The following is a 19,896-nucleotide window of genomic DNA, read 5'->3' as shown; positions in this document are numbered from 1 at the left end:
GGAAAGGATTGCCCTCGTTTATTACCCTGACGCTAAAACCTCAATTTCCCCTGACTATCGAGATAAACGCGCATATGACAGACATCCTCTTTAATAGTGAGCACTTGGTTTCCGACATTGACATACACGCCGGGGTAAGCACGTCCCATAAATACGTGTCCCCCGGGGTTTACAGAAAGTACGGTCTTGACACCCAAGTCTGAACCGGCCTCGTCCACAACTATCGCGCCTTTTTTCGAAATGAGATGCCCCCCGCGAACGATTCCGCGTACATTTACATCGCCCCCGGCTTCCACCCGTGAGCAATAACATCCCTGACCCACAATGGAAATAGTACCGGATGCCGCAAGTGAACTGTTCACCGCAGACTTTAGCACAAGGTTCCCACCTGTGTCCTCGGCTTCGTCAGCCAGACTGGCTAGAACCTTAAGTTTGTGATAAAGGAGATGGAGTTGCTCAATGCTCTGCAGCCGCAATAAGTTGATCCCGTCAAAATAGTATTCAAAATCGATCAGGCTGGCTCGTATGTCCTCCGGCTGAACGGCAATGGTCAGGCGCCGCAGGGAATTGAGGAGATTGTGTACTTCTGCAGGTAAATTGCCGAAGCGGAGGTCCACCACCCGTTGCAACAATTGCCCAAAACCCAGGTTGGAATGTCTGACTCTTGGGTTGGCGTGTACCTCCTCGAGGACTTGAAGCAAAAGACTCAACTGGTTTATCACATGCGCTAACTGACCGGCTACCTTTTGAAAAGACAAACGGTTGCAACAACCAGCTATAACGGTACTACCGAATACAGACCCGCCAATCGTGATCGACCTGTACGCAACCATCTGGGCATTATCCACATTTTCACTGACATAAATATCTTCGGCAGAGTATACCAACACTCCCGCTCTTACATTGCCGCGGACACTAATACTGCCAACAAAACGCACATTACCAACAGACAAGTCAATGTCCCCGTTAATGGAATAAACCGACTCGACGCGGAAAAAGTACGTACGGCTATGTTTTTCGCAAAAAGGTTGACCGCTGGTTGTAGCTATAACGGTATTTCCGCCGTCTGCCAGGGCGGTTCCCTGACCGCATAACAATTGAATAGACTGCGGCGGTTCAGGCAAAAGCGCCTCCCCCCGTACGTTCATACCCGGGGTGCCAAGTTTGCCCGGGATTTTTCGGGCCAGCAGCTGCCCCTGCTCGACGGTAGCCAGCCGACGGCATTCCCGAAAATCCACGTTGTTGCGTTTATCGGGACTAAGGCAAAACTCACCTTGTCCAAAGAGGATCTCGACACTTTCAGCTTGAGATATCCCGGGCGGAATACCGGAGGCAACGATAAACCGGCCTTCCTCGGGCGTACCACGAAGCTGCCTTAATCTTGCCAGGTGTATTCCATAAGTAACTCCTTTCTGCTTTAAAACAGCCAGAGCCTGGTCCAGATCGGGGGGCTCACCTGGGTGGGAAACCGGTTTAGCCCGTAAAGTTAAGAGAGTCGACGGTTCCTGGTCTTCCAGCACATACTCGACACGACGACCAAAGGCAACATTTAAGTACGCCACCAAACCGTCATCGCTTATGACAACTTCAAGACAAGGTGGAATAAGCTCAATTCTGGGTTCGTACTCAATATGATCGCTCTCTCGAATCGGGACGGTTTCTTGTACAGGGACACCATTCACCAATACCTTTAACCCGGATGGCGCCAGCCGTGCCGGGGCACCACCGCTTTCGGGGTCCTTGACAAAGATGCGACCGTTGCTAACCCAGGCCAACCCCGCAATATCTTCAGCGACTGCCGGGGTTTTGGCTTCCATTGAGGACATATCCCCGGAATGCCTCAAAGTCTTAGGCGGCAGAACGCTGTTTAAAACGTTGTCCAGTGTTTTATCTAAATCATTCGGGTTAGACATTTCGAGTCATCCCCCAAAGTGTGGAGTGTCTTGACGACACAAGATAAAAAACCCACCGCCAGTAAGGGTGGGTAATACACATTGCGATTCCATCCCCCAGCAACTGGCTGACATAGCGGTATCCCGCGTTAGTCCCTATAGCTTTGCGCCGCCGCCTTTCGGCGGCTTTGCCTTTTTGTGGAGTACAATATATTATTTGTTTTTTATAAGATCATGTACAACTTGTGAAATTTGTTACTCTTTATCCACCCATCATCCTCTTACCGCTTACATACCGGAGACGGAAGACTGTGCGGATCATGGAACCTTCGGACCATAGTCCTAGTGGGCTAGGGCTATGGTCCGAAATTCGACATATTACTACCAATTCCTTCATTTTGGATAAATTCTTCATTACACATTTCGACAAGCCCCTTACTACATAAGGATAGTAACTGCATAAGTAGCTTTGTCTTTTACTCGCAATACTTGTGAAGTCTGGCACTAGGCCGGGAAATCCATCACAACCCGATCGCTAATGTCCACAAAATCCCCTTGGGGAGGGGATTTATGCGCCACCATGAAAAGCAATAACCTGAACAGCATACTGCGGAAATCCGGCGCCGGAGACCGCCGACCCTAACCAGTATTCATTCGATCAGCTTTTGGAGCTGGTCAAGGACCCGGCGCCCCGCTTCCTCCCCTGCGGCCACGCACTCGTCCACCCTCTGGAACTCATACCATCGCACTCTTTCCACCCGTGGTTTGATTAAGAGCACCGTCACCGCACCACAGGGAGAATCCAGCCGGCTGTTCCGTTGCCGGTTCAACATTAATGAACGTTCCACAATGCCCAGAAAACCCGGCGGTCGCGACTCCGGGTACCAATCCCGGCCATGCCTGAACAGTAACCTGCAGCAAATCTCCCCCGCCCGGAAGGCCGCCGCAGGACGATCTCTCGCCGTGCCGACATCCACGGCAATAACCACGGAAGCCCCCATTTCCACCGCCGCCAGTAGCGGCACCGGACTGACCACGCACCCGTCGACCAGGACACGGTCATCCAGGAAAACGGGCGCAAAGATCCCCGGGATAGCGGTGCTGGCCCGCAGGGCACGCGCCAGCGGTCCTGACCGCAGCCTTACCTCGTCTCCGCTAATCAGGTCGCAGGCGACGACCGTCAATGGTTTTCGCAACTCGGCAAACTTCCGCCCGCCGATTAAGGAGAAATAATAATCTTCCAGCCGGCGGCCAAGGATCAGGCCGTGGCGGGGAAAGGTGATATCCGTCAGGCGAAGCAGTTCTCCCCAGCGGGTATTCCGGGCGATGCTTTCCATCTCCGCAATGCTGTAACCCGTGGCCCAGGCCGCGCCCACGACGGCGCCCATGCTGCTTCCCGCCAGGATGTCGATGGAGATGCCCGTCTTCTGCAGTACCTTTATGACCCCCAGGTGAGCATAGCCCCGGGCTCCCCCGCCGCCTAGGGCCAAGCCCAACCGCACCTTCCTCACTTTTCCACCTTCACCATCCGATCCCCCTTGTCAGAATGCTCGCTCACGCTATCGCAAAGATACCATAACTGCTTCTCCATCATCGTGTTCAGAGAGGCCATCTCCGCCCGGCGCGGCCGGGCAGTCCGCGCCACCGTAAAGGGTTGACCGATGGCTACTTCCACCTTTGCCCTGTGCGGGCGCATCGTCCCCGGAGGAAGCAAGTGCCCGCTTCCCCGGATACCGACCGGAAGCACGGTCGCCCCCGCCTTCAAGGCCAGGTAGGCCCATCCCGGTTCAAAAGGCCGGTGACCCGGACCCACCCCTCCTTCAGGGAAAACCATGAGCGCCCCCCCGGTCTCCAGAAGGTGCAGCGCCTTTCTTATTCCGGCCGCCGCACCCGGCCCTCCTTCGACGGGAATCGCCCCAAACCAGCGCAGTAACGGGCCGGCAATCGGCCGCTCAAAGAGATATGCCGCCGACAACGAGGCCACTCGTCGCGGAAAAGCGGCGACCAGAACAATCCCGTCCGCGAGGCTGGCATGATTGGCAACGACAATAAGCGGCGCATCCAGCGGAATCTGTGCTTTTCCCCTGACCACCAGCCCCCCGGTAATACGAAACAATAGCGAGAGCAGGAACCGGACCAAGCGGTAGCCTGCGTCCGATCCGGCAGGGGACCCCCTTACTTCCGGCCGGCGGTCGCTCATACCTGGCACCGCCCGTGCAGTTTCACCCAGATTTCGTCGGCGACGGCGCCCCATTCGGCCGCACGGCGGTCCAGGTGCGCGGCTGCCGTCCCCGTCAGTACGGTTTCCGCCCCCTTATGGGTCGGCCGGGCGCCGGATTCGGCCACGATCTCCCGCAACGCCGACGGGCAGTCGATGATCGGACACGGCCGCAGGAGGTTTTCGGAGAAGGGCTGTCGTTTCTGGTAGGCCCGGAAGAGAGGCGACCCCAGAACCTCCTTCAGGCTCTTATGGTTGATATTGTCCACCGCAAAGTGGACGAAGGCGCAGGGCTCCACCTCCCCGGCGGCGTTGATGTGGAAGTAGCGGCGGCCGCCGGCGATGCAGCCCCCCGTCAGTTCCCCGTCATTCCAGAAGTCGGCGATGAGGATCGGCTTGTGCGCCCGGATGTAGGGGATGCGCTCCGCCAGGTAGGCCCGCTGCCGGGGAGTGATCATCAGGTCCGGATTCGGGTCGCGCCCGACCGGGATATAGTGGAAGGTCCAGCCGTAGGCCACGCCTTTCTCGATCAAGAAGTCGATAAACGCATCGCTGGTGACTTCATCGACATTCTGCCGGGTGATGGTAATGGAGACTCCGAAAACGGCACCCCGCTCGCGCAAAAGGTCCATGGCCCGCATGACCCTGTCAAAGGTGCCGGCCCCGCGGCGGGCGTCCGTTCGGTCGCGCCAGCCCTCCAGGCTGATGGCGGGACTGAAGTTGCCGACCTCGATGATCCGGTCGGCCAGCCGTTCGTCGATGAGCGTACCGTTGGTGTAGGCCATGAAGGCCATGTCGCCGTGCTTGGCCATCAGGTCGAAAAGGTGCGGGTAAACCAGGGGTTCCCCGCCCGAAAAGACGATCCAATAGATCCCCAGCTCCTTAGCCTCGTCGAAAAGCCGGTCGAGTCTTTCCGGCGCGAGGGAATTCTTCGGCGAGTACCTGCCCGCCCAGCACCCCTCGCAGGCCAGGTTGCAGGCGCTTGTCGGATCCACCAGGATGAAGTTGGGAACATTGAAGCCCAGCTCCTCCGTCAAGCGACGCTGCCGGGGGATACCGGCCAGCATCGCCCGCGCAAACCAGTTGAAGACCAGTCGTTTCCGGATGTTGGGATGTGTTTTCGCCGCCAGATTGTTAATATAGGCACGCATGGCCGGGTTCTCGCGGTAAACCTCGGCAACCCTGTCGACCTGCTTCTTGTGCTCCTCCCGGACGGCTAAAGCCCGGGCCAGGTTGAAAAGCCGCGGAATGTTGTTCTCGGGGTCCTTAGCCGCGTAGGCTAGGGTCTGTTCGACTACCTCCGCCGAAATACGGTTATTCAATAAACTGGACTGCCAGGACATACGGAACCGCTCCTCCTTTCCTAAAATCCCGTCTTACCCCATAAACCAAAGAGACCCAAAAATTATGTAAAAAAATTAGAGACTGCGTTCCAGGGCCTGTCGCAAAAAGCCGACCAGCAGTTTGCCCTCGCGCGCATTACATTCGCCAATGGATTCGAGGAATCGCCGGACCTGTGCCTCGATCCTCTTGTGCAGACTGTCTTTCACCCCCCTGATGGCCGAACCGATGGCCGTACCGGCAAAAAGGCTTAAGGTTATTTCCGGCCTGGCGGCCGCATGCAGGATATTCTGAACCGTCGCCAGCCCGCGAGCGCCCAGATGCTCGAGATAGACGATTAGGAGAACGATAGTATACGCGCCGAGGGCTACCGGACGTTCGATGGCCGGCATCGTGTCCAGCAGTTCATCAATCACTTTCCGCGCCCCGCCGCTCTTAACTTGATCCAGCAAACCCAGGAGTTCTTTCCGGATAGCGGACCATTCCCCCCCCCCGATCGCCTGCACCCGGTCGACACACTCCGGACCGCCGTTTTCCCGCCACCGCCAAGCGCGTTCCGTAGGCCGGAAAACCACCATCGACCGTCCCGGAACCCGTTCTTCACGGTTCACGGCGTACACGCTATCCAGGAACCCGTCTTCCTCCAGCGCCTTCAGCATATCGTAGGCCGTCCACTTACTCACGCCGAGCGCCTCGGCCACAGCAGTATAATGCACCGGTTCCCCCATAGCTTCAAACAGCCTGAGGATCTTGGCCAAGAATTCCGTACGGCGGCGTGTAAGCGTCACCTGGTGCAACATTCCTTTCTCCTAAAAAACCAAAATAAGCTTTTTCAAATTATATTATATCTAGTTTAGGGGATCAATAACTGCAAACACGCCGTCACACTGGCCTGGGCGGTGGCCGAAGACACCAGGGCGAAAAAACACGCCGAACCCGCCTTGGAGCAAGTCGACAAGACTGTCGTTGGGCGTGACCGGCCTAAAAGTCAAGAAAGGCGACAGGCTGCGCAAACCCGGGAAGACATCCTGCAGCAGGGACTCGACCTGTTCCCTCCGTTTGCACCCGAGTGCTTGCCACCTGTAAAAAACTTAAGCCCTGACCCCGGATGTGCATCCTGGACTAGCAGCCCTTCATCCCGCAGCACTTCTTGTATTTCTTGCCGCTTCCGCACGGACACGGCTCATTGCGGCCGATTTTCGCGCTCACTCGCGGCACCTTTTGTTTCCGGGCAATACCGGCCATTATCTCTTCGTGTCTTTTTTTCATTTCCATAATTTTGCTGTGGGAATGCATTATCTCTTTAAGCAAGTCGGCCTGCTCCGGCAGGCCCATATCAAGGTAAAGATCTACAAGTCTTTCGTAGATGTATTCCTTGTCGGCGACATCCTCCACCAGGAGCCCTCTCTGAAGTATAGCGGCAGCCTTCTCCAAATCATCCCGATCCTTTGATGAGTGAAACATCCAGCAATCAGCCCAGCCTATCCAGCCCCATCCCCAGGTCGGGTCTTCTGCGAGCCATTTCTCAAAAAGGCTTGCCGCCTTGTCTCTCTGACCAAGAATGAAATATGATTCTCCTATGGCCCGTTTCATATTTTGGACCATCAGTATGTCGCTGGAATCCTCAAACCTTCGCAGGAACTCTTCACAATACTCGATTCTTTCCTGATGGAATGAGTTGTCCTTGGCTCCCGCATTTCCGAGGGCCTGCTCGTAGTCCTGCACCCAGTTGAAAACAAATTGGGTTGGGGCGAATCTGTCGTCAAACTCTACAATTGATTTGATTTCCGCGGCATCCGCCAGGTTCAGAAACATCAACCAGGCTTCTTTCCATATACGGCAGGCTTCCTGATAACTACCCCTGGAGAATTCCCGGTAGCCTTCCTGCATCCTTATATCGAAAACGTCAAAAGCAAACATGGAAGTTCCTCCTTAGGATGAGGTTTACCCCCTACACCCCAAGACTCGCTATGGGTGGTAGGCTAGACCCTACCCAGTGGGCTTCGCACCCACTATACGATACGCCCTTTGCTCGGCGCACGGTCCGACCGTTCTCTGCTGGAACACGGCTTTCCGGCAAACAGGTCCGAGAAGTAGTCCCTGACCCTGGGGTCGGCCTGCTTCACGCCCATACGCCGCTTTCATCACCTACTTCTCAGCGATGGGGTTGAACTTCCCGGGCTTCCAGTCCAGCATCAGGAGCGGGGAAACGTCCGGACGAACAACGGAACCCCCCACGACCTCCCCGACGAACAGCACGTGGTCCCCCGCCGGGTGCGCGGCCATGACGCGGCACTCGATGTTGGCCAGGCAGTCTTCGAGCACGGGGACCTTCACTGCCTGGCCGGGCCGCGTCTTGAGCCCCAAGGCGGAGATCTTGTCCACATTGCGACCGGAGCGGGAGCCGCAGAAATCGGCGACTTCCGCCTGGTCTTCCGTCAGAATGCTGACCACGAATTCCCCGCTCTTCTCGATCAACCCGTAGGTGTACCGCTCCGGCGCAATGGAAAGCATCACAAGGAGCGGCCTGAAGGATACCTGGCAGACCCAGGAAGCGGTCATCACGTTGTGTTTCCCTTCGTGGCAGGCCCCGATCAGAGTGACCGGCCAGGGCAGGAGCCTGATTGCGCGTTTTCCCTGCACTTTCTCACCTTCCGTAGTTCGGGTTGTCAGTCGTTCGAGTCCGGTTCGTATACCGCCCCGACACCGCAAACGAGCACGCCAGCGCGAACCCCACCAGCGCGGATATATCGGCAAGGTTGAAAGCCAACCCTGTTAACGGGATACGCAAATAGTCCACAACGTACCCTGGGGCCAGCCAGTTCGCCGCATTGCTCCCGTTGCCGGCAAGCGTCAGCGTCGCCCCCAGGCTAAACCGTGGGTGCCAGGCGTGGCCCCTTGACAGGTGCGCATTCCGGTGAAATCGGCCACCTGTTCCGGAGCTTCCGGCCGGGGGTCGGAGCGTAGCGACGCCGGTTGTGGATAATATACCCAGGTGGCCGGAATCAGTCAAGCTTGGCCATTAATTTGCGCATAGACTCCCCCCTTCAGTTCCAGTTCGTAGGCATTGTGCACCAGCCGGTCCAGGATCGCGTCAGCGAGAGTGGGATCGGCCAGGGTGTTGTGCCATTGGCTCACCGGCATCTGGCTGGTGATCAGCGTGGAACGGGTCGGTTGCGGTCTTCAAGGATGTCGAGCAGATCCCGGGCCTCATCCACCTGGAGCAGAGAAAGTTCCCAGTCGTCCAGGAGTAGGAGATCGGTCTTTTGGAGCTTGCGGATCAGGGTGTCGTAGCTGCCGTCGGCCCGGGCGGTGGCCTGCAGGAGCCGGGAGGTGCGCCAGTAGCGCACCGTGAATCCCAAGCGGCAGGCCTTGTTGGCCAAGGCGCAGGCGATGAAAGTCTTCCCGACCCCGGTCGGCCCGGTGATGATCAGGTTGTGATGTTCCCTGATCCACCGGCCGTTGGCCAGCGAGAAAAAGACAGACCGATCCAAACCCCGGGGGTACCGGAAGTTCACGTCCTCCACGCAGGCCTGCTGTTTGAGCTTGGCCTCTTTCAACCGGTGGGCGAGCTTTCTGTTTTCGCGGAGGTCGGCTTCCCAGTCTACCAGCATCCCCGGGCGTTCCTCGAAAGAAAGACCGGGAATCTCGGTGTCGATGGCCAATTGAAAATCCGCACTTTTGGCCACTAGAAAATCGTCATTTTCGGTCATGAAAAGTCGTCAACTAGATTCTGGAAGCTGTCCTTATCCCTCCTTTGTTGCACCACGGATATTTTTCTACAAGCCGTCGACCAAGCCCTGAACCATCGCTTTCCTTACGAAAGGTACACGAACCACATTCGAGGCTGTTGCATTAGGGCGAAACTGCCGCACAAGTCAAAGTCCTGTGGGCGGCTAAAGCCCCGCGACCCAACGACCACCAGGTCTATCTTTTCTTTCTCGGCGTGGCGATGAGGGTCTAACCGACGTGACCGAAGAGGAGATATGTTACACGTGGACCTTGCTTTTGCATATGAGGCACCCAATCTGCTCGACGTTCCTTCCGTAGAGGGTCTGGACCTGCACCCGTGGTTCTTTAGCTCCGCAAACTGTGATGGGTAGTGTCTCCCAGTTCGTCTCCCGTCACGCCCCCTGCGCGGTGCTGGTCGTCAAGGAGAAGCTGCATCACTCCTAGCCCGGCCATATAATGCACTACACGGTGAAGGAAAATTCTTTAATAAGTAGCAGGAACTATTGGCCGAAGCGCGAATAGGGTCACAAAATGGCGGCCGAAGCCGCTATAGTGGGTATACAGACAGTTACGCTGTAGAGAGCGTAAGGTGCTCTCAAAAAGGCATCAAGTGAACGATTTAGGTCAAGGAGGCCTTTGTCCCGCAGAAGCGGGGGTCAAGTGCTCCTTGGCCTTTTTTGTTTTATCTCACGGGATGCAGGGAGGTAGTCGGATGAACGACTTACGGGAGACGATGCGGGCGCGATGGAACGCAAAAGGCTATCAGTACGAGCATGCTAGCGCTCACGGTACGAAAAACCCAGCCGAGAAGAAACGTTGGCGGAACATCGCAGCACGGCTGGGACCAGGTCCGCTGGATGTGCTGGATGTCGGAACAGGCACGGGGTTCGTAGCGCTAATCCTGGCGGAATTGGGACACCGCACAACGGGCGTCGACTGGTCGGTAACCATGCTCGACCAAGCCAGACTGAAGGCCCGGGATGCAGGTCTGGAGATTACTTTCGTCGAGGGAGACATAGAGTTGCTTCCCTTTGCGGCAGCGTCTTTTGATGCCGTGATGGCGCGGCACGTGCTCTGGACACTGGCGGAACCGGAGCGAGCCATCGCCGAGTGGTACCGGGTGTTAAGGCCAGGCGGCCGAGCACTTGCTGACTTCTCCCCCCGTCGGCCGGGAGAAAAAGGCCATCATTACCCTCCGGAAATCGAAGAGAGACTACCTCTGAACAGGGATGTCAGTCCGGATGAAGTGGCTGCACTTTTTGTAAACGCCGGGTTCGCCGGTGTGGATGTTCAGATTCTCCCGCGTGATCCGGGCAGCGATAGAGTCACCTACCTCATCAGCGGATTCAGGCCCCGGGGGGTGTAAGAATGGCGCCGCACAACATCTGGATCGAGTGCCCGTACCGGGCGCGTCCCGGAAAGGAGTTAACCGCCCGCATCAGGTTCGGCCACGATTTTGTCGTGCAGGGGAAAGCCGACCCGTTACGCACCAGGACCTGTTTGATTTCCCCGGCGGGCAACAGAATCCCGCTGGCCGTAGAGGCCGGGGATACGGACCTGGCCGCCGTTTTTACGCCTGCCGAAACCGGCGTGCACACTCTTCTGGCCGAGTATGACGGGAAGATCTGGAGTATCGGTCGGGACGGCCGCCACCTGCGCGGTCCCCGCACCGACCATCCGGAAATAACGATCGTGAAATCAGTCTACTATTACCAGTATGCCAAGGCTTTGGTCGCCGTGGAACGGGACCGTCCCTGGCCGGGGTCGTTGGGCGCTGAGTTTGAGATCGTGCCGCGGCCTCCCGCGGAGGAGCGGCTGGAACTGGCAGTTCTCTACGAGGGCCGTCCCTTGGGAGGGGCAAGAGTGCAAGCCTTTTGTTCCGGCAACTCATTTCCCCGTGCCGCCAGCACGGACGCGGAGGGGGTGGTAAGCTTTCCGTTCAGGGACGGGAACTGGATGATCCTGGCCAGCCATAGTGACCCGCGAAAGGGGGTCCCCGGCCAGTACGACGAGCGCGTGCTGACCGCCGTTTTCACCTTCACGACGATTTAAATGAAAGGGGATGGAAGAAGTTGCTCCGGTCATACCTTCTCCTGGTAGTCATCTTATGCGGGCTTATCCTTGCCGGATGCGGTAAGCAAGAGCCCGGGACGACAGCGGGAAATCAAACTGCAGAGAATGCGGACCGGGTCCTGGTGATCGGTGACCGCGATCACATTCGCACGCTGGATAATGGCTTCCTGCTTGTGGAAAAGGCCCACATTGCTGAAACGCTCCTGAGGATGGGCGAAGACTACCGGCTTGAACCCCTGCTGGCGGCGGGTTGGAAACAGGTTGACGCCAACACCTGGGAGTTTACCCTGCGTGATGGCGTTAAGTTCCACGACGGCGCCGCCCTGACTGCCGCTGACGTCGCCTGGGCGCTGGAGCGGGTGCTCGGGAACAACCCGCGCGCCAAGGAGCTTACTAATATCGCCTCGCTTAAGGCGGCAGACGAGAGGACACTCCAAGTGGTTACGGCCAAGCCTAACCTGTTGCTGCCGGAGGCGCTGGCCGGCGCTGACTTTTGTATTTTAAGTCCGGCGAGTTATAACGATAAGGGTGAGTTTGTCCGGCCCATCGGTACCGGCGCTTTTAAATTTGCTTCCTGGGAGCAGGCATCCGGCCAGGTTACCGTGGAAAAGAACCCGGATTACTGGGGCCCGGCCGCGGGGTTAGACAAGATGGTTTTCCGGCCGATCCCCGACGCGAACACGCGGGCTCTGGCCCTGGAAAAGGGCGAGATTGATTTTACTTTTGACCTGCCGTACGGGGAGATAGAAAGGTTGCAGAAGGTGCCGGGGGTTAAGGTCGAGCTTTATCCCGGGCCGCGCATTTACCGGCTGGAGATGAATATGAGTCGGGCGCCTTTCGGTGACCTTAAGGTGCGCGAGGCCCTGAACTACGCCATCGACCGGGCCGGGATCGTGAAGAGCGTTTTGCATGGGTGCGGCGAGGCGACCATCGGTCCGTTCATGCACGATACTCCCTGGTGTAACGAGGCCGTTGAAAATATGTACCGGTACGATCCGGAAAAGGCCCGCTCCTTGCTCGGCGAGGCCGGCTGGGTGGATAAGGACGGCGACGGCATCCGGGAGAAAAACGGCAAGCCCTTTTCGATCACCATTATGACGTGGGCCTCGCGGCCCGGCATGCCCCCGATGGCGGAGGCTTTGCAGGCCCAGTTCAAGGAGGTCGGGATCAAGGCGCAGGTTCAGATCCTGGAATACGGGGCTATTTACGACCGGGTAAAACAGGGAGATTGGGACATGGTTCTGGCATCCTTCCAGACGAGCGACCCGCACAAGTATCTGGCCGGCGTTTACGGCAGTAAGGGAAGCCAGAACGTGGCCAAGTATAAAAACAAACAGGTTGACAGCCTGATCGACAAGGCCGCCGCGACCGCTGATCCGGACGAGCGGTACGGTATCTACCGGGAGATTCAGACGATCGTCACCAAAGACACACCGGTGGTTAACATCGCCTGCTACAGGATGGCCGTGGGCATGCGCGATTACGTCAAGGGGTTCAAATTCAACCCGAACGCGCATGATCTGCATACCAACCCGGAAATGACGGTGGAAAAGCGACCGTAAAACCGCCCGTTGGCGGGCTTCGGGCCGGAGGGGGACAACCCTCTCCGGCCGCGTTTTCGGGAAGACGGCAGCGATAGCGAGGGTGGCTTATGCTTTCTTACCTGGTGCGGCGCATCGTGCTGCTTGTTTTTGTCCTTTTCGGGGTTTCGATAATCACTTTCGCCCTGACGCATGTAATTCCCGGCGATCATGCGCGGCTGGTGGCGATATATCGCTGGGGTTACGATGACTTTTCTTCCCAAGAATTAAGTGTGGTACGGAGGGAAATCGGCGCCGATATGCCCGTCTGGCGACAGTATGCCTGGTGGCTCGGCCATGTCGCGCGGGGCGACCTGGGGTATTCATTCGTCACCAAACGACCGGTGACGGCGGAAATCCTCGCCCGCGTCCCGGCCACGCTGGAGCTGGCGGCGGCCGGGTTCCTCCTCACGGTGCTGATCGCGGTGCCGCTGGGCATCGCCTGCGCCCGACGTCCTTCTTCCTGGTTCGACAATCTGGTGATGACGGGTTCCCTTGTCGGGGTGGCCATGCCCAATTTCTGGCTGGGGCTGCTGCTGATCCTGATCTTTTCCCTGACACTGAGCCTGCTGCCGGTGGCGGGCGGGGGCAGTCCGGCCCATCTCATCCTGCCCGCCGTCACCCTCGGCGCCGGAATGGCCGCCGTCAGCACGCGCATCGTGCGGGCGAGCCTTCTGGAGGTGCTGGAGCAGGACTACATTACCATGGCGCGGATCAAGGGCCTGGGCGAGGGGGCGGTGCTCCGGCGCCACGCCCTGCGCAACGCCTTGATCCCGGTGGTAACCGTCCTGGGCCTGCAGTTCAACCACCTGATCGGCGGCACGGTCATCGTGGAGAACGTTTTCGGCCGCCCCGGGGTGGGACAGTTGATCGTCGAGGCCATCGAGTCCCGCGATCTTCCCGTCCTGCAGGGAGGAGTCCTTTTTCTGGCCTTCTGTTTCGCGCTTGTTAACCTGCTGATCGATCTTTCCTATACATTTCTTGACCCGCGCATCCGGTACGGAGGGAGCGACGGATAATGCACGAGACGGTTACTGTCTTCCGCACGGCCTTCTCCCTGGCGAGACTGCTGCAGGGTATCGGCCGGGATCGGGCGTCTTTCGCGGGCGGGGTAGTGGTTATTCTGCTGGTGCTGGTAGCGTTGTTGGCGCCGTGGTTGGCGCCCCACGACCCGGTGAAGCAGAACCTGGCCCACGCGCTGGCCCCGCCCGGCGGCGAATATCCCCTGGGAACGGACGACATGGGGCGCTGTCTGCTGAGCCGGGTACTGTACGGCACCCGCATCTCCCTCGCCGTGGGCCTCCTGGTCGGGGGGCTGGCGGCGGTCGCGGGGACGCTCATCGGCCTGATCGCGGGTTACTACGGCGGCTTTTTGGACGAGGTCCTGATGCGCCTTACCGATGTATTGATGGGCCTTCCCAACCTTGTCTTTATTCTGGCGGTGGTGGGTGTTTTAGGACCGGGACTGGGAAACACTATCCTGGCGCTGGTGGCCTTGGGGTGGCTGCACTTCGCCCGCGTGGTCCGCGGCAGCGTCTTATCGCTCAAAGAGAGCGAGTTCGTCCTGGCGGCCCGCGCCCTGGGTTTCAGCGGCCCGCGGATCATGGTCCGGCATATCCTGCCGAACGTGCTTGGTCCGGTTGTGGTTTTGGCGACGTTTGACATTCCGCACACCATCCTGGCGGTGGCCGGGCTTTCCTTCCTGGGCCTCGGCGCGCAGCCGCCGACGCCGGAATGGGGGGCGATGCTTAACGCGGCGCGATCGTACATGCGCACCTATCCGTTGCTGATGATCACCCCCGGGCTGATGATCTTCTTGACGGTGCTGGCCTTTAACCTGGTGGGAAACGGCCTGCGCGACGCCCTTGACCCGCGGCGGAGCAGGATTCTTGACGGAGCGGGAGGCTAGCCATTGCCCTTGTTATCGATCAAAAACCTGACGGTTGATTTTCCGCTTCCGGAAGGAACGGTACACGTTCTCGACGGTGTCAGCCTGGAACTGGGGGAGAAAGAAAGGCTGGCGCTCATCGGGGAGACCGGTTCGGGCAAAACCGTATTGGGACACGCCATTCTACGCCTTCTGCCGCCCGGGACGCAAGTGCGGGGCGAGGTCTGGTATGACGGTTGCAACCTTTTGTCTCTTCCATCCACCCGGATGCGGGAGTTCAGGGGGAAAGAGATCGCCATGGTTCTGCAAAACCCCGCCGCGGCGTTGAACCCCGTCCTCACCGGGGGATACCAGGTGCGGGAGGCGATTGCTCGCCGGTGGCGCCCGACCGGGCGCCCGGTCCGCCGGAAGGTGGCTGATCTTTTGGCTGGGGTGGGACTCCCCGAGCGGGCAACTTCCTGCTATCCCCACCAGCTCAGCGGGGGCATGCAGCAGCGACTGCTGCTGGCTCTCGGCCTGGCGCTGGAGCCCCGTCTTTTGATCACCGACGAACCAACCAAGGGGCTCGATTGGCCCCTGAGGGCGCAGGTGGTGGAGCTTCTCCGGGAGATGACGTTCGGACGGCGCGCGTTTGTTCTAATCACCCACGATCTGCCCGCCGCGCGGCAGCTGGCTGACAGGGTCGCCGTGCTATACGCGGGCCAGGTGGTGGAATACGGCCCGGCGGAGGCCGTTTTTTCCGCGCCGCGTCACCCTTATACCCGCGGGCTTCTGAACTCACACCCGGCCAGGGAACTGAAGCCGATTCCGGGAGCGGCACCTCCCCTCACCGCGCTTCCTCCGGGTTGTCGGTTTCAGCCGCGGTGCCGCCGGGCCAGGGCGATTTGCGCGCGGGAGGCACCGCCGCTGGCCGAGGTGACCCCGGGGTACAGGGTGAGGTGTTATTTTTGTTAGAAGTGAAAGGCTTGAAAAAATACTTCCGCGGCGGCTTGCTGGGACGGCAGCTGGTTAAAGCGGTTGGCGGCGTATCTTTCACTATCAACCCCGGTTACACGCTTGGGCTGGTGGGCGAGAGCGGCGCGGGGAAGAGCACCGTGGGGCGCCTGGTGGTGGGCCTCCTGCACCCCACCGGCGGCAGCGTTTTCTACGAAGGTCGGGATGTTTTCAGGGCCCGCGGGGAGGAAGCCCTTTATCTGCGACGGAAGATGCAGATCATTTTTCAGAACCCCCAGGGAGCGCTCAATCCCCGGATGCGGATCGGCGAGATCCTGAGCGAGCCGCTGTTGGTGCATCGTTTGGTGCGGGGCCGGTACGTGAGGGAGCGCGTGGCCGACCTGCTCGAGATGGTCGGCCTCGGGCCGGAGTTCTATCACCGTTACCCCTGGGAAATGAGCGGCGGCCAGAACCAGCGGGTGGCCATCGCTCGGGCGCTAAGCCTGGAACCGTCCCTTCTCGTGCTGGATGAGCCCACCTCGGCCCTGGACGTGTCCGTGCAGGCACAGGTCTTCCAACTCCTGAAGAAAACCCAACAAGAAATGAGACTGGCGTATCTTCTTATATCCCACGACCTGGATGTGGTTTTCCGGGTGGCCGACGAGGTAGCGGTAATGCACCGGGGCCGCATTCTGGAACAGGGGTCCGCCTCGGCAGTGGCGACCAGTCCCCGTCATCCATACACCATCCGCCTTTTGTCCGCCAGGATAGCATTGTAGTTGTAAATGAAACTTCCCCCTTCCCAACCTTCTGTTCCTGCAGTGAGCTGGTAATGGGCATATGGTAGATACCCTGGGAGGGGGATGGTCCCGGTGGGTTGGCTGAAACGGCTGGCGGAACGGTTCCGGTGGCGCGCCGTTGGGGAAACGGGAAGGGCCATTCCGGTCCTGCAGGTGGAGGTCACCAGCCGCTGCCAGTTAGGCTGCGTGTACTGTCCGCGCACTGTGTTGCAGGATCTGTGGGATAACGGCGACCTTTTGTGGGAGGTCTTTGCGCGGGACCTCCGGCCGGTGCTCAAGGACGTCGGGCTTCTGCACCTGCAGGGCTGGGGCGAGCCCCTGTTGCATCCCCGGTTTTTCGACATGCTGGCGGTGGCCAAGGAGGCCGGTTGCGAAACCGGGTTTACCACCAACGGGATGTTGTTACACCCAGGGGCAATAAACCAACTGGTGACAATGGGGATCGACCTCGTCTGCTTTTCGGTGGCGGGCGCCCGGGAGGAAACCAACGGCGCGCTGCGGGTAGGTTCAAGCCTCAAACGGGTGCTGGCGAACACCGCCGCCCTTGCCGCCTGCCGCCGGGAGAGGGGCCAAACCCGTCCCAGGACGGTTCTCTTCTACTCCATGACCCGCGATAACCTCGGCGAACTCGCCGCGATCCTGCCGCTGGCGGCCGCGGCCGGGATCGACGAGGTGGTGGCGACGAACATCGATTTCGCTCCCGATCCGGCGGTGGAGGCCCGGCAGGCCTTCGCCTGCGGCCCGCCGGACCCGGAAGCCGCAGCCGCAGTCGACCGGGCGCGGGCCGAGGCGACCCGGACCGGCCTGCCCTTCCGCGCCTACCCCCTGGGTCTGGGCGAACCGGCCCTGATGTGCGACGCCTACCCGACCCAGAATGCTTTTGTCAACCACCGCGGGGAGGTGACGCCCTGTGTCTATCTGGGTCTGCCCCTGAAGGGGGCGGCCATCCCGAGGCAGTTCTGTGGCGAAAGGAAACCGGCCACCGCCGTTGTCTTCGGCGACTTGCGCGACGGGCTGCCCACGGCCCTGCGTTCCGAAGCGGCGGAGGATTTCCGGGAGGCCTTCCGCCGCCGGCTGGCGACACGGCTGGTGCCGGTAGACGCAGAAAGAGTTGGCGGGCCGAGGACCCCGCCCCCGCCCGCCCAATGCGTCTTTTGTTATAAACTCTATGGCCTTTAGCCCTTACCAGGGGTGCGTCCCGATGACCACCTCTTTCCCAAACTTGGCCTTCAGCTTGAATTATGGGGACACCATACCTAATTACTTCGGGCTTTCGGTTGTTCTGTTCTTTCCATAAGACCGGCAAGAAAAGCCTCGTCGCCAAGCGGCCACCCCGTCCTCTCGTGACGTCGCAACGCTTCGGCATCCTCGTCTGAGATGCCCTGAGCAAGGTATCCCCGCCAATCTCCGAACATCTCCAACAACGGCCCGACCCGCACCAACCGGTCGTCACGCCCCGCAAGGTGCGCCGCGGCACTGCTCCAGGGATATTGCCAGGGCTCTTCTACCAACCTGGCACGGACAGGGTTAGCAGGTATAGCGGCGATGAGCTTCGGCGATCGCCCTGGTCAAAGCCTCTTTCGACGGCGGTACGGCGATGAGATGTACATGGTTCGGCATCAGGCAATACGCCCAAATCTCCACCTTCCACCTGGAGCACCATTCCGCCATTAGGTGCAGGTACGCCCTGTAGTCCTCTTCGCAAAAGAATGTTTGCTGCCGCCGGTTGCCCCGCTGCGTAACATGGTGAGGCACACCGGGCGCCACCACCGTGCAATTCTTGCCATGTCTGTTGTATGCTTCGGTACCGGCCCCCAAGGGACAATAATTCGGTATGGTGTCCCCATTATCCCAACGCCTAAAAGTTCTATTTTAACGTCTTTAGCATCTTTCTGTTCTGCTTTTTTTGTTCTGCTTTGCTCGCCACCTTATCGCCCTTCTTTTTCCGGGCCAAGTAACCACCCTCCTCAAGTTAAGGCTGTGCTTCCCCGTCTTTCCCAGACAGGGTCACGTTCGCCACTGCCTTAAATGACTTCGCCGTTGCGCCCATAGCTCTACTTCGGCGCGCGCCCGAAATCTCCTGCCGTTCTCCTTGACACGCCCGGAAGGAGCCTCTATAATTGTAAACCAAAGCCATTATGCGAGGTTGACATTTTGGACTGGCTTCAAGGATTCCTGCACGGAACCCTGGAAGAACTGGAGCTGGTGCGCCTCAAACGCCAGCTCACCCCCCTTATCCCTGTAGGGCCGGTCCGGGCACTTTGGGAAGGCCGGGAAGTCGTTCTCTTCTGCAGCAACAATTATTTAGGACTCACTCATGACCCGCAGGTAATCGCCCGCGCGCAGGAGGCCCTTACCAAGTACGGCGCCGGCAGCGGCGCCGCCCGCCTGGTGAGCGGCCACACCCCCTTGCACCAGGCCCTCGAAGAAGCCCTCGCCCGCTTTAAAGGCGCGGCGCGCGCGCTGCTCTTCCCCACGGGCTATACAGCCAACATTGCGGTTCTGAGCGCTTTGGTGGGACGGCACGACATTGTTTTCTGCGACCGGCTCTGTCACGCCTCACTCCTCGACGGCGTTCTTTTGAGCGGGGCCAAGCTCGTCCGCTTCCAGCATAACGATCCGGTCTCTTTACGCCGGCTCCTCGCCGCCCACCCGGGCCGCCGGCGGTTTGTGGTTACCGAAGGTGTTTTCTCCATGGATGGGGATATGGCACCTCTCCGGGAGCTGGTTGCCCTGGCCGAAGAGTTTTCCCTGGTGGTAGTCGTCGACGACGCGCACGGCACCGGCACCGTCGGACCGGGCGGCAGAGGGGTCCTCGCCGCGCAGGGAATTTCCCCCGAAAAGGTAATCCTTACCGGCACGCTCTCCAAGGCCCTCGGGTCTTTAGGCGGTTTCGTCGCCGGGCCGGCAGTGCTGATTGAGTACCTCACAAACCGCGCCCGGCCCTTTATTTTCACCACGGCCCTCCCGCCCGCTTCGGTTGCTTCCGCCATAGCGGCCATCGAAATCCTCGAAGCCGAACCTGAACTTGTGGAGCGTCTCGCGGAAAATGCGCGGCTTATGCGCGAGGGGCTGACCGCGCTCGGCATCTCAGTACCCGGGGAAACGCCGATCCTTCCTCTTATCCTCGGCACCCCAGAGAAAGCCCGCCGCGCTCAAGAATACCTCCTCGCGCGCGGCTACTACGTTCCGGCGATCCGCCCGCCAACCGTGCCGCCGGGAACAGCCCGGCTCAGAATCACCGTAAGCGCCGCGCATACGAAAGAGGAGATTGCAGGCTTTCTCGCTGCGTTGCGCGAAGCACTCGCCGCGGCATAAAGGTTGCCGGAAAATAGAAGCCCGTTTCGCTCGCGGCAAACAACCGGGGACTTGGCAATGAAAAACGTTAAACATTGAACTACGAGTATCTAATATCTAACGCAAAAAGGAGGCTCAGACC

General features: G+C 59.3%; 21 protein-coding genes and 1 riboswitch. Of the genes, 10 read left to right on the top strand and 11 right to left on the bottom strand.

All coding sequences use genetic code 11. The features are described from left to right. Positions 1-32: 32 nt before the first annotated feature. From ACPV0M_RS11990 to ACPV0M_RS11945, 10 genes are all read right to left on the bottom strand, one after another. Positions 33-1,913: a DUF342 domain-containing protein gene (locus ACPV0M_RS11990; protein WP_425620847.1), complete on the bottom strand. Its 1,881-nt coding sequence runs from the start codon at positions 1,911-1,913 to the stop codon at positions 33-35. A gap of 95 nt (positions 1,914-2,008) precedes the next feature. Next, positions 2,009-2,095, bottom strand: a riboswitch (cyclic di-GMP riboswitch). A 447-nt stretch (positions 2,096-2,542) separates the two neighbouring features. Next, entirely contained in the window at positions 2,543-3,403 is an 861-nt protein-coding gene (locus tag ACPV0M_RS11985; protein WP_425620846.1) for a patatin-like phospholipase family protein, read from the bottom strand. Beyond that, positions 3,400-4,092: a lysophospholipid acyltransferase family protein gene (locus ACPV0M_RS11980; RefSeq protein ID WP_425620845.1), complete on the bottom strand. Its 693-nt coding sequence runs from the start codon at positions 4,090-4,092 to the stop codon at positions 3,400-3,402. The genes ACPV0M_RS11985 and ACPV0M_RS11980 overlap by 4 nt, the downstream gene beginning before the upstream one ends. After that, positions 4,089-5,453, bottom strand: a complete 1,365-nt coding sequence (locus tag ACPV0M_RS11975; RefSeq protein WP_425620844.1) for a radical SAM protein — start codon at positions 5,451-5,453, stop codon at positions 4,089-4,091. Before ACPV0M_RS11975 ends, ACPV0M_RS11980 begins: the two co-directional genes overlap by 4 nt. Before the next feature lie 75 nt (positions 5,454-5,528). Further along, positions 5,529-6,251, bottom strand: coding sequence for a helix-turn-helix domain-containing protein (locus ACPV0M_RS11970; RefSeq protein WP_425620843.1), 723 nt, complete (start codon positions 6,249-6,251; stop codon positions 5,529-5,531). Positions 6,252-6,573: 322 nt separating this feature from the next. After that, complete coding sequence (locus ACPV0M_RS11965) at positions 6,574-7,266, bottom strand: SEC-C metal-binding domain-containing protein (protein WP_425620842.1); 693 nt, start codon at positions 7,264-7,266, stop codon at positions 6,574-6,576. A 333-nt stretch (positions 7,267-7,599) separates the two neighbouring features. Further along, positions 7,600-8,094: a flavin reductase family protein gene (locus ACPV0M_RS11960; RefSeq protein WP_425620841.1), complete on the bottom strand. Its 495-nt coding sequence runs from the start codon at positions 8,092-8,094 to the stop codon at positions 7,600-7,602. Positions 8,095-8,098: 4 nt separating this feature from the next. Next, complete coding sequence (locus ACPV0M_RS11955; RefSeq protein WP_425620840.1) at positions 8,099-8,464, bottom strand: signal peptidase II; 366 nt, start codon at positions 8,462-8,464, stop codon at positions 8,099-8,101. Beyond that, positions 8,461-8,595, bottom strand: a complete 135-nt coding sequence (locus ACPV0M_RS11950) for an ATP-binding protein (protein WP_425620839.1) — start codon at positions 8,593-8,595, stop codon at positions 8,461-8,463. The genes ACPV0M_RS11955 and ACPV0M_RS11950 overlap by 4 nt, the downstream gene beginning before the upstream one ends. Before the next feature lie 11 nt (positions 8,596-8,606). Then, positions 8,607-9,140: an ATP-binding protein gene (locus ACPV0M_RS11945; RefSeq protein WP_425620838.1), complete on the bottom strand. Its 534-nt coding sequence runs from the start codon at positions 9,138-9,140 to the stop codon at positions 8,607-8,609. 406 nt (positions 9,141-9,546) lie between these two features. Here ACPV0M_RS11945 and ACPV0M_RS11940 point away from each other — a divergent pair, with 406 nt between their 5' ends. The 9 genes from ACPV0M_RS11940 (at position 9,547) to ACPV0M_RS11900 (ending at position 17,636) form a co-directional block, all read left to right on the top strand. Further along, positions 9,547-9,627: a hypothetical protein gene (locus ACPV0M_RS11940; protein ID WP_425622209.1), complete on the top strand. Its 81-nt coding sequence runs from the start codon at positions 9,547-9,549 to the stop codon at positions 9,625-9,627. A 268-nt stretch (positions 9,628-9,895) separates the two neighbouring features. Continuing rightward, complete coding sequence (locus tag ACPV0M_RS11935; protein WP_425620837.1) at positions 9,896-10,549, top strand: class I SAM-dependent methyltransferase; 654 nt, start codon at positions 9,896-9,898, stop codon at positions 10,547-10,549. 2 nt (positions 10,550-10,551) lie between these two features. Further along, the gene (locus tag ACPV0M_RS11930) at positions 10,552-11,235 is read left to right on the top strand and encodes a DUF4198 domain-containing protein (protein WP_425620836.1); all 684 of its coding nucleotides are present in this window, start codon (positions 10,552-10,554) and stop codon (positions 11,233-11,235) included. 20 nt (positions 11,236-11,255) lie between these two features. After that, entirely contained in the window at positions 11,256-12,818 is a 1,563-nt protein-coding gene (locus ACPV0M_RS11925; protein WP_425620835.1) for an ABC transporter substrate-binding protein, read from the top strand. A gap of 89 nt (positions 12,819-12,907) precedes the next feature. Next, positions 12,908-13,855 carry a nickel ABC transporter permease gene (nikB, locus tag ACPV0M_RS11920; protein WP_425620834.1) on the top strand — a complete coding sequence of 316 codons (948 nt, stop codon included), beginning with the start codon at positions 12,908-12,910 and terminating at the stop codon, positions 13,853-13,855. Further along, the gene (gene nikC, locus ACPV0M_RS11915) at positions 13,855-14,745 is read left to right on the top strand and encodes a nickel transporter permease (RefSeq protein ID WP_425620833.1); all 891 of its coding nucleotides are present in this window, start codon (positions 13,855-13,857) and stop codon (positions 14,743-14,745) included. The genes nikB and nikC overlap by 1 nt, the downstream gene beginning before the upstream one ends. A 3-nt stretch (positions 14,746-14,748) precedes the next feature. After that, positions 14,749-15,678: an ABC transporter ATP-binding protein gene (locus tag ACPV0M_RS11910; RefSeq protein ID WP_425620832.1), complete on the top strand. Its 930-nt coding sequence runs from the start codon at positions 14,749-14,751 to the stop codon at positions 15,676-15,678. A 2-nt stretch (positions 15,679-15,680) separates the two neighbouring features. Next, positions 15,681-16,436 carry an ATP-binding cassette domain-containing protein gene (locus ACPV0M_RS11905; protein WP_425622208.1) on the top strand — a complete coding sequence of 252 codons (756 nt, stop codon included), beginning with the start codon at positions 15,681-15,683 and terminating at the stop codon, positions 16,434-16,436. A gap of 93 nt (positions 16,437-16,529) precedes the next feature. Beyond that, positions 16,530-17,636: a radical SAM/SPASM domain-containing protein gene (locus ACPV0M_RS11900; protein WP_425620831.1), complete on the top strand. Its 1,107-nt coding sequence runs from the start codon at positions 16,530-16,532 to the stop codon at positions 17,634-17,636. 348 nt (positions 17,637-17,984) lie between these two features. On the opposite strand, the gene ACPV0M_RS11895 is transcribed toward ACPV0M_RS11900, so the two are convergent. After that, positions 17,985-18,212: a transposase gene (locus ACPV0M_RS11895; RefSeq protein ID WP_425620830.1), complete on the bottom strand. Its 228-nt coding sequence runs from the start codon at positions 18,210-18,212 to the stop codon at positions 17,985-17,987. 399 nt (positions 18,213-18,611) lie between these two features. On the opposite strand from ACPV0M_RS11895, the gene bioF reads away from it, so the two are divergent. Next, on the top strand, positions 18,612-19,775 hold the full coding sequence (gene bioF / locus ACPV0M_RS11890) for an 8-amino-7-oxononanoate synthase (RefSeq protein WP_425620829.1): 1,164 nt from the start codon (positions 18,612-18,614) through the stop codon (positions 19,773-19,775). The last annotated feature ends 121 nt before the right edge of the window (positions 19,776-19,896 follow it).

It is taken from the genome of Desulfosceptrum tomskiensis, assembly GCF_049818055.1.
GTDB lineage: Bacteria > Bacillota > Desulfotomaculia > Desulfotomaculales > JASEER01 > JBFLVT01.
This window is presented reverse-complemented; position numbering and strand designations above follow the sequence as displayed.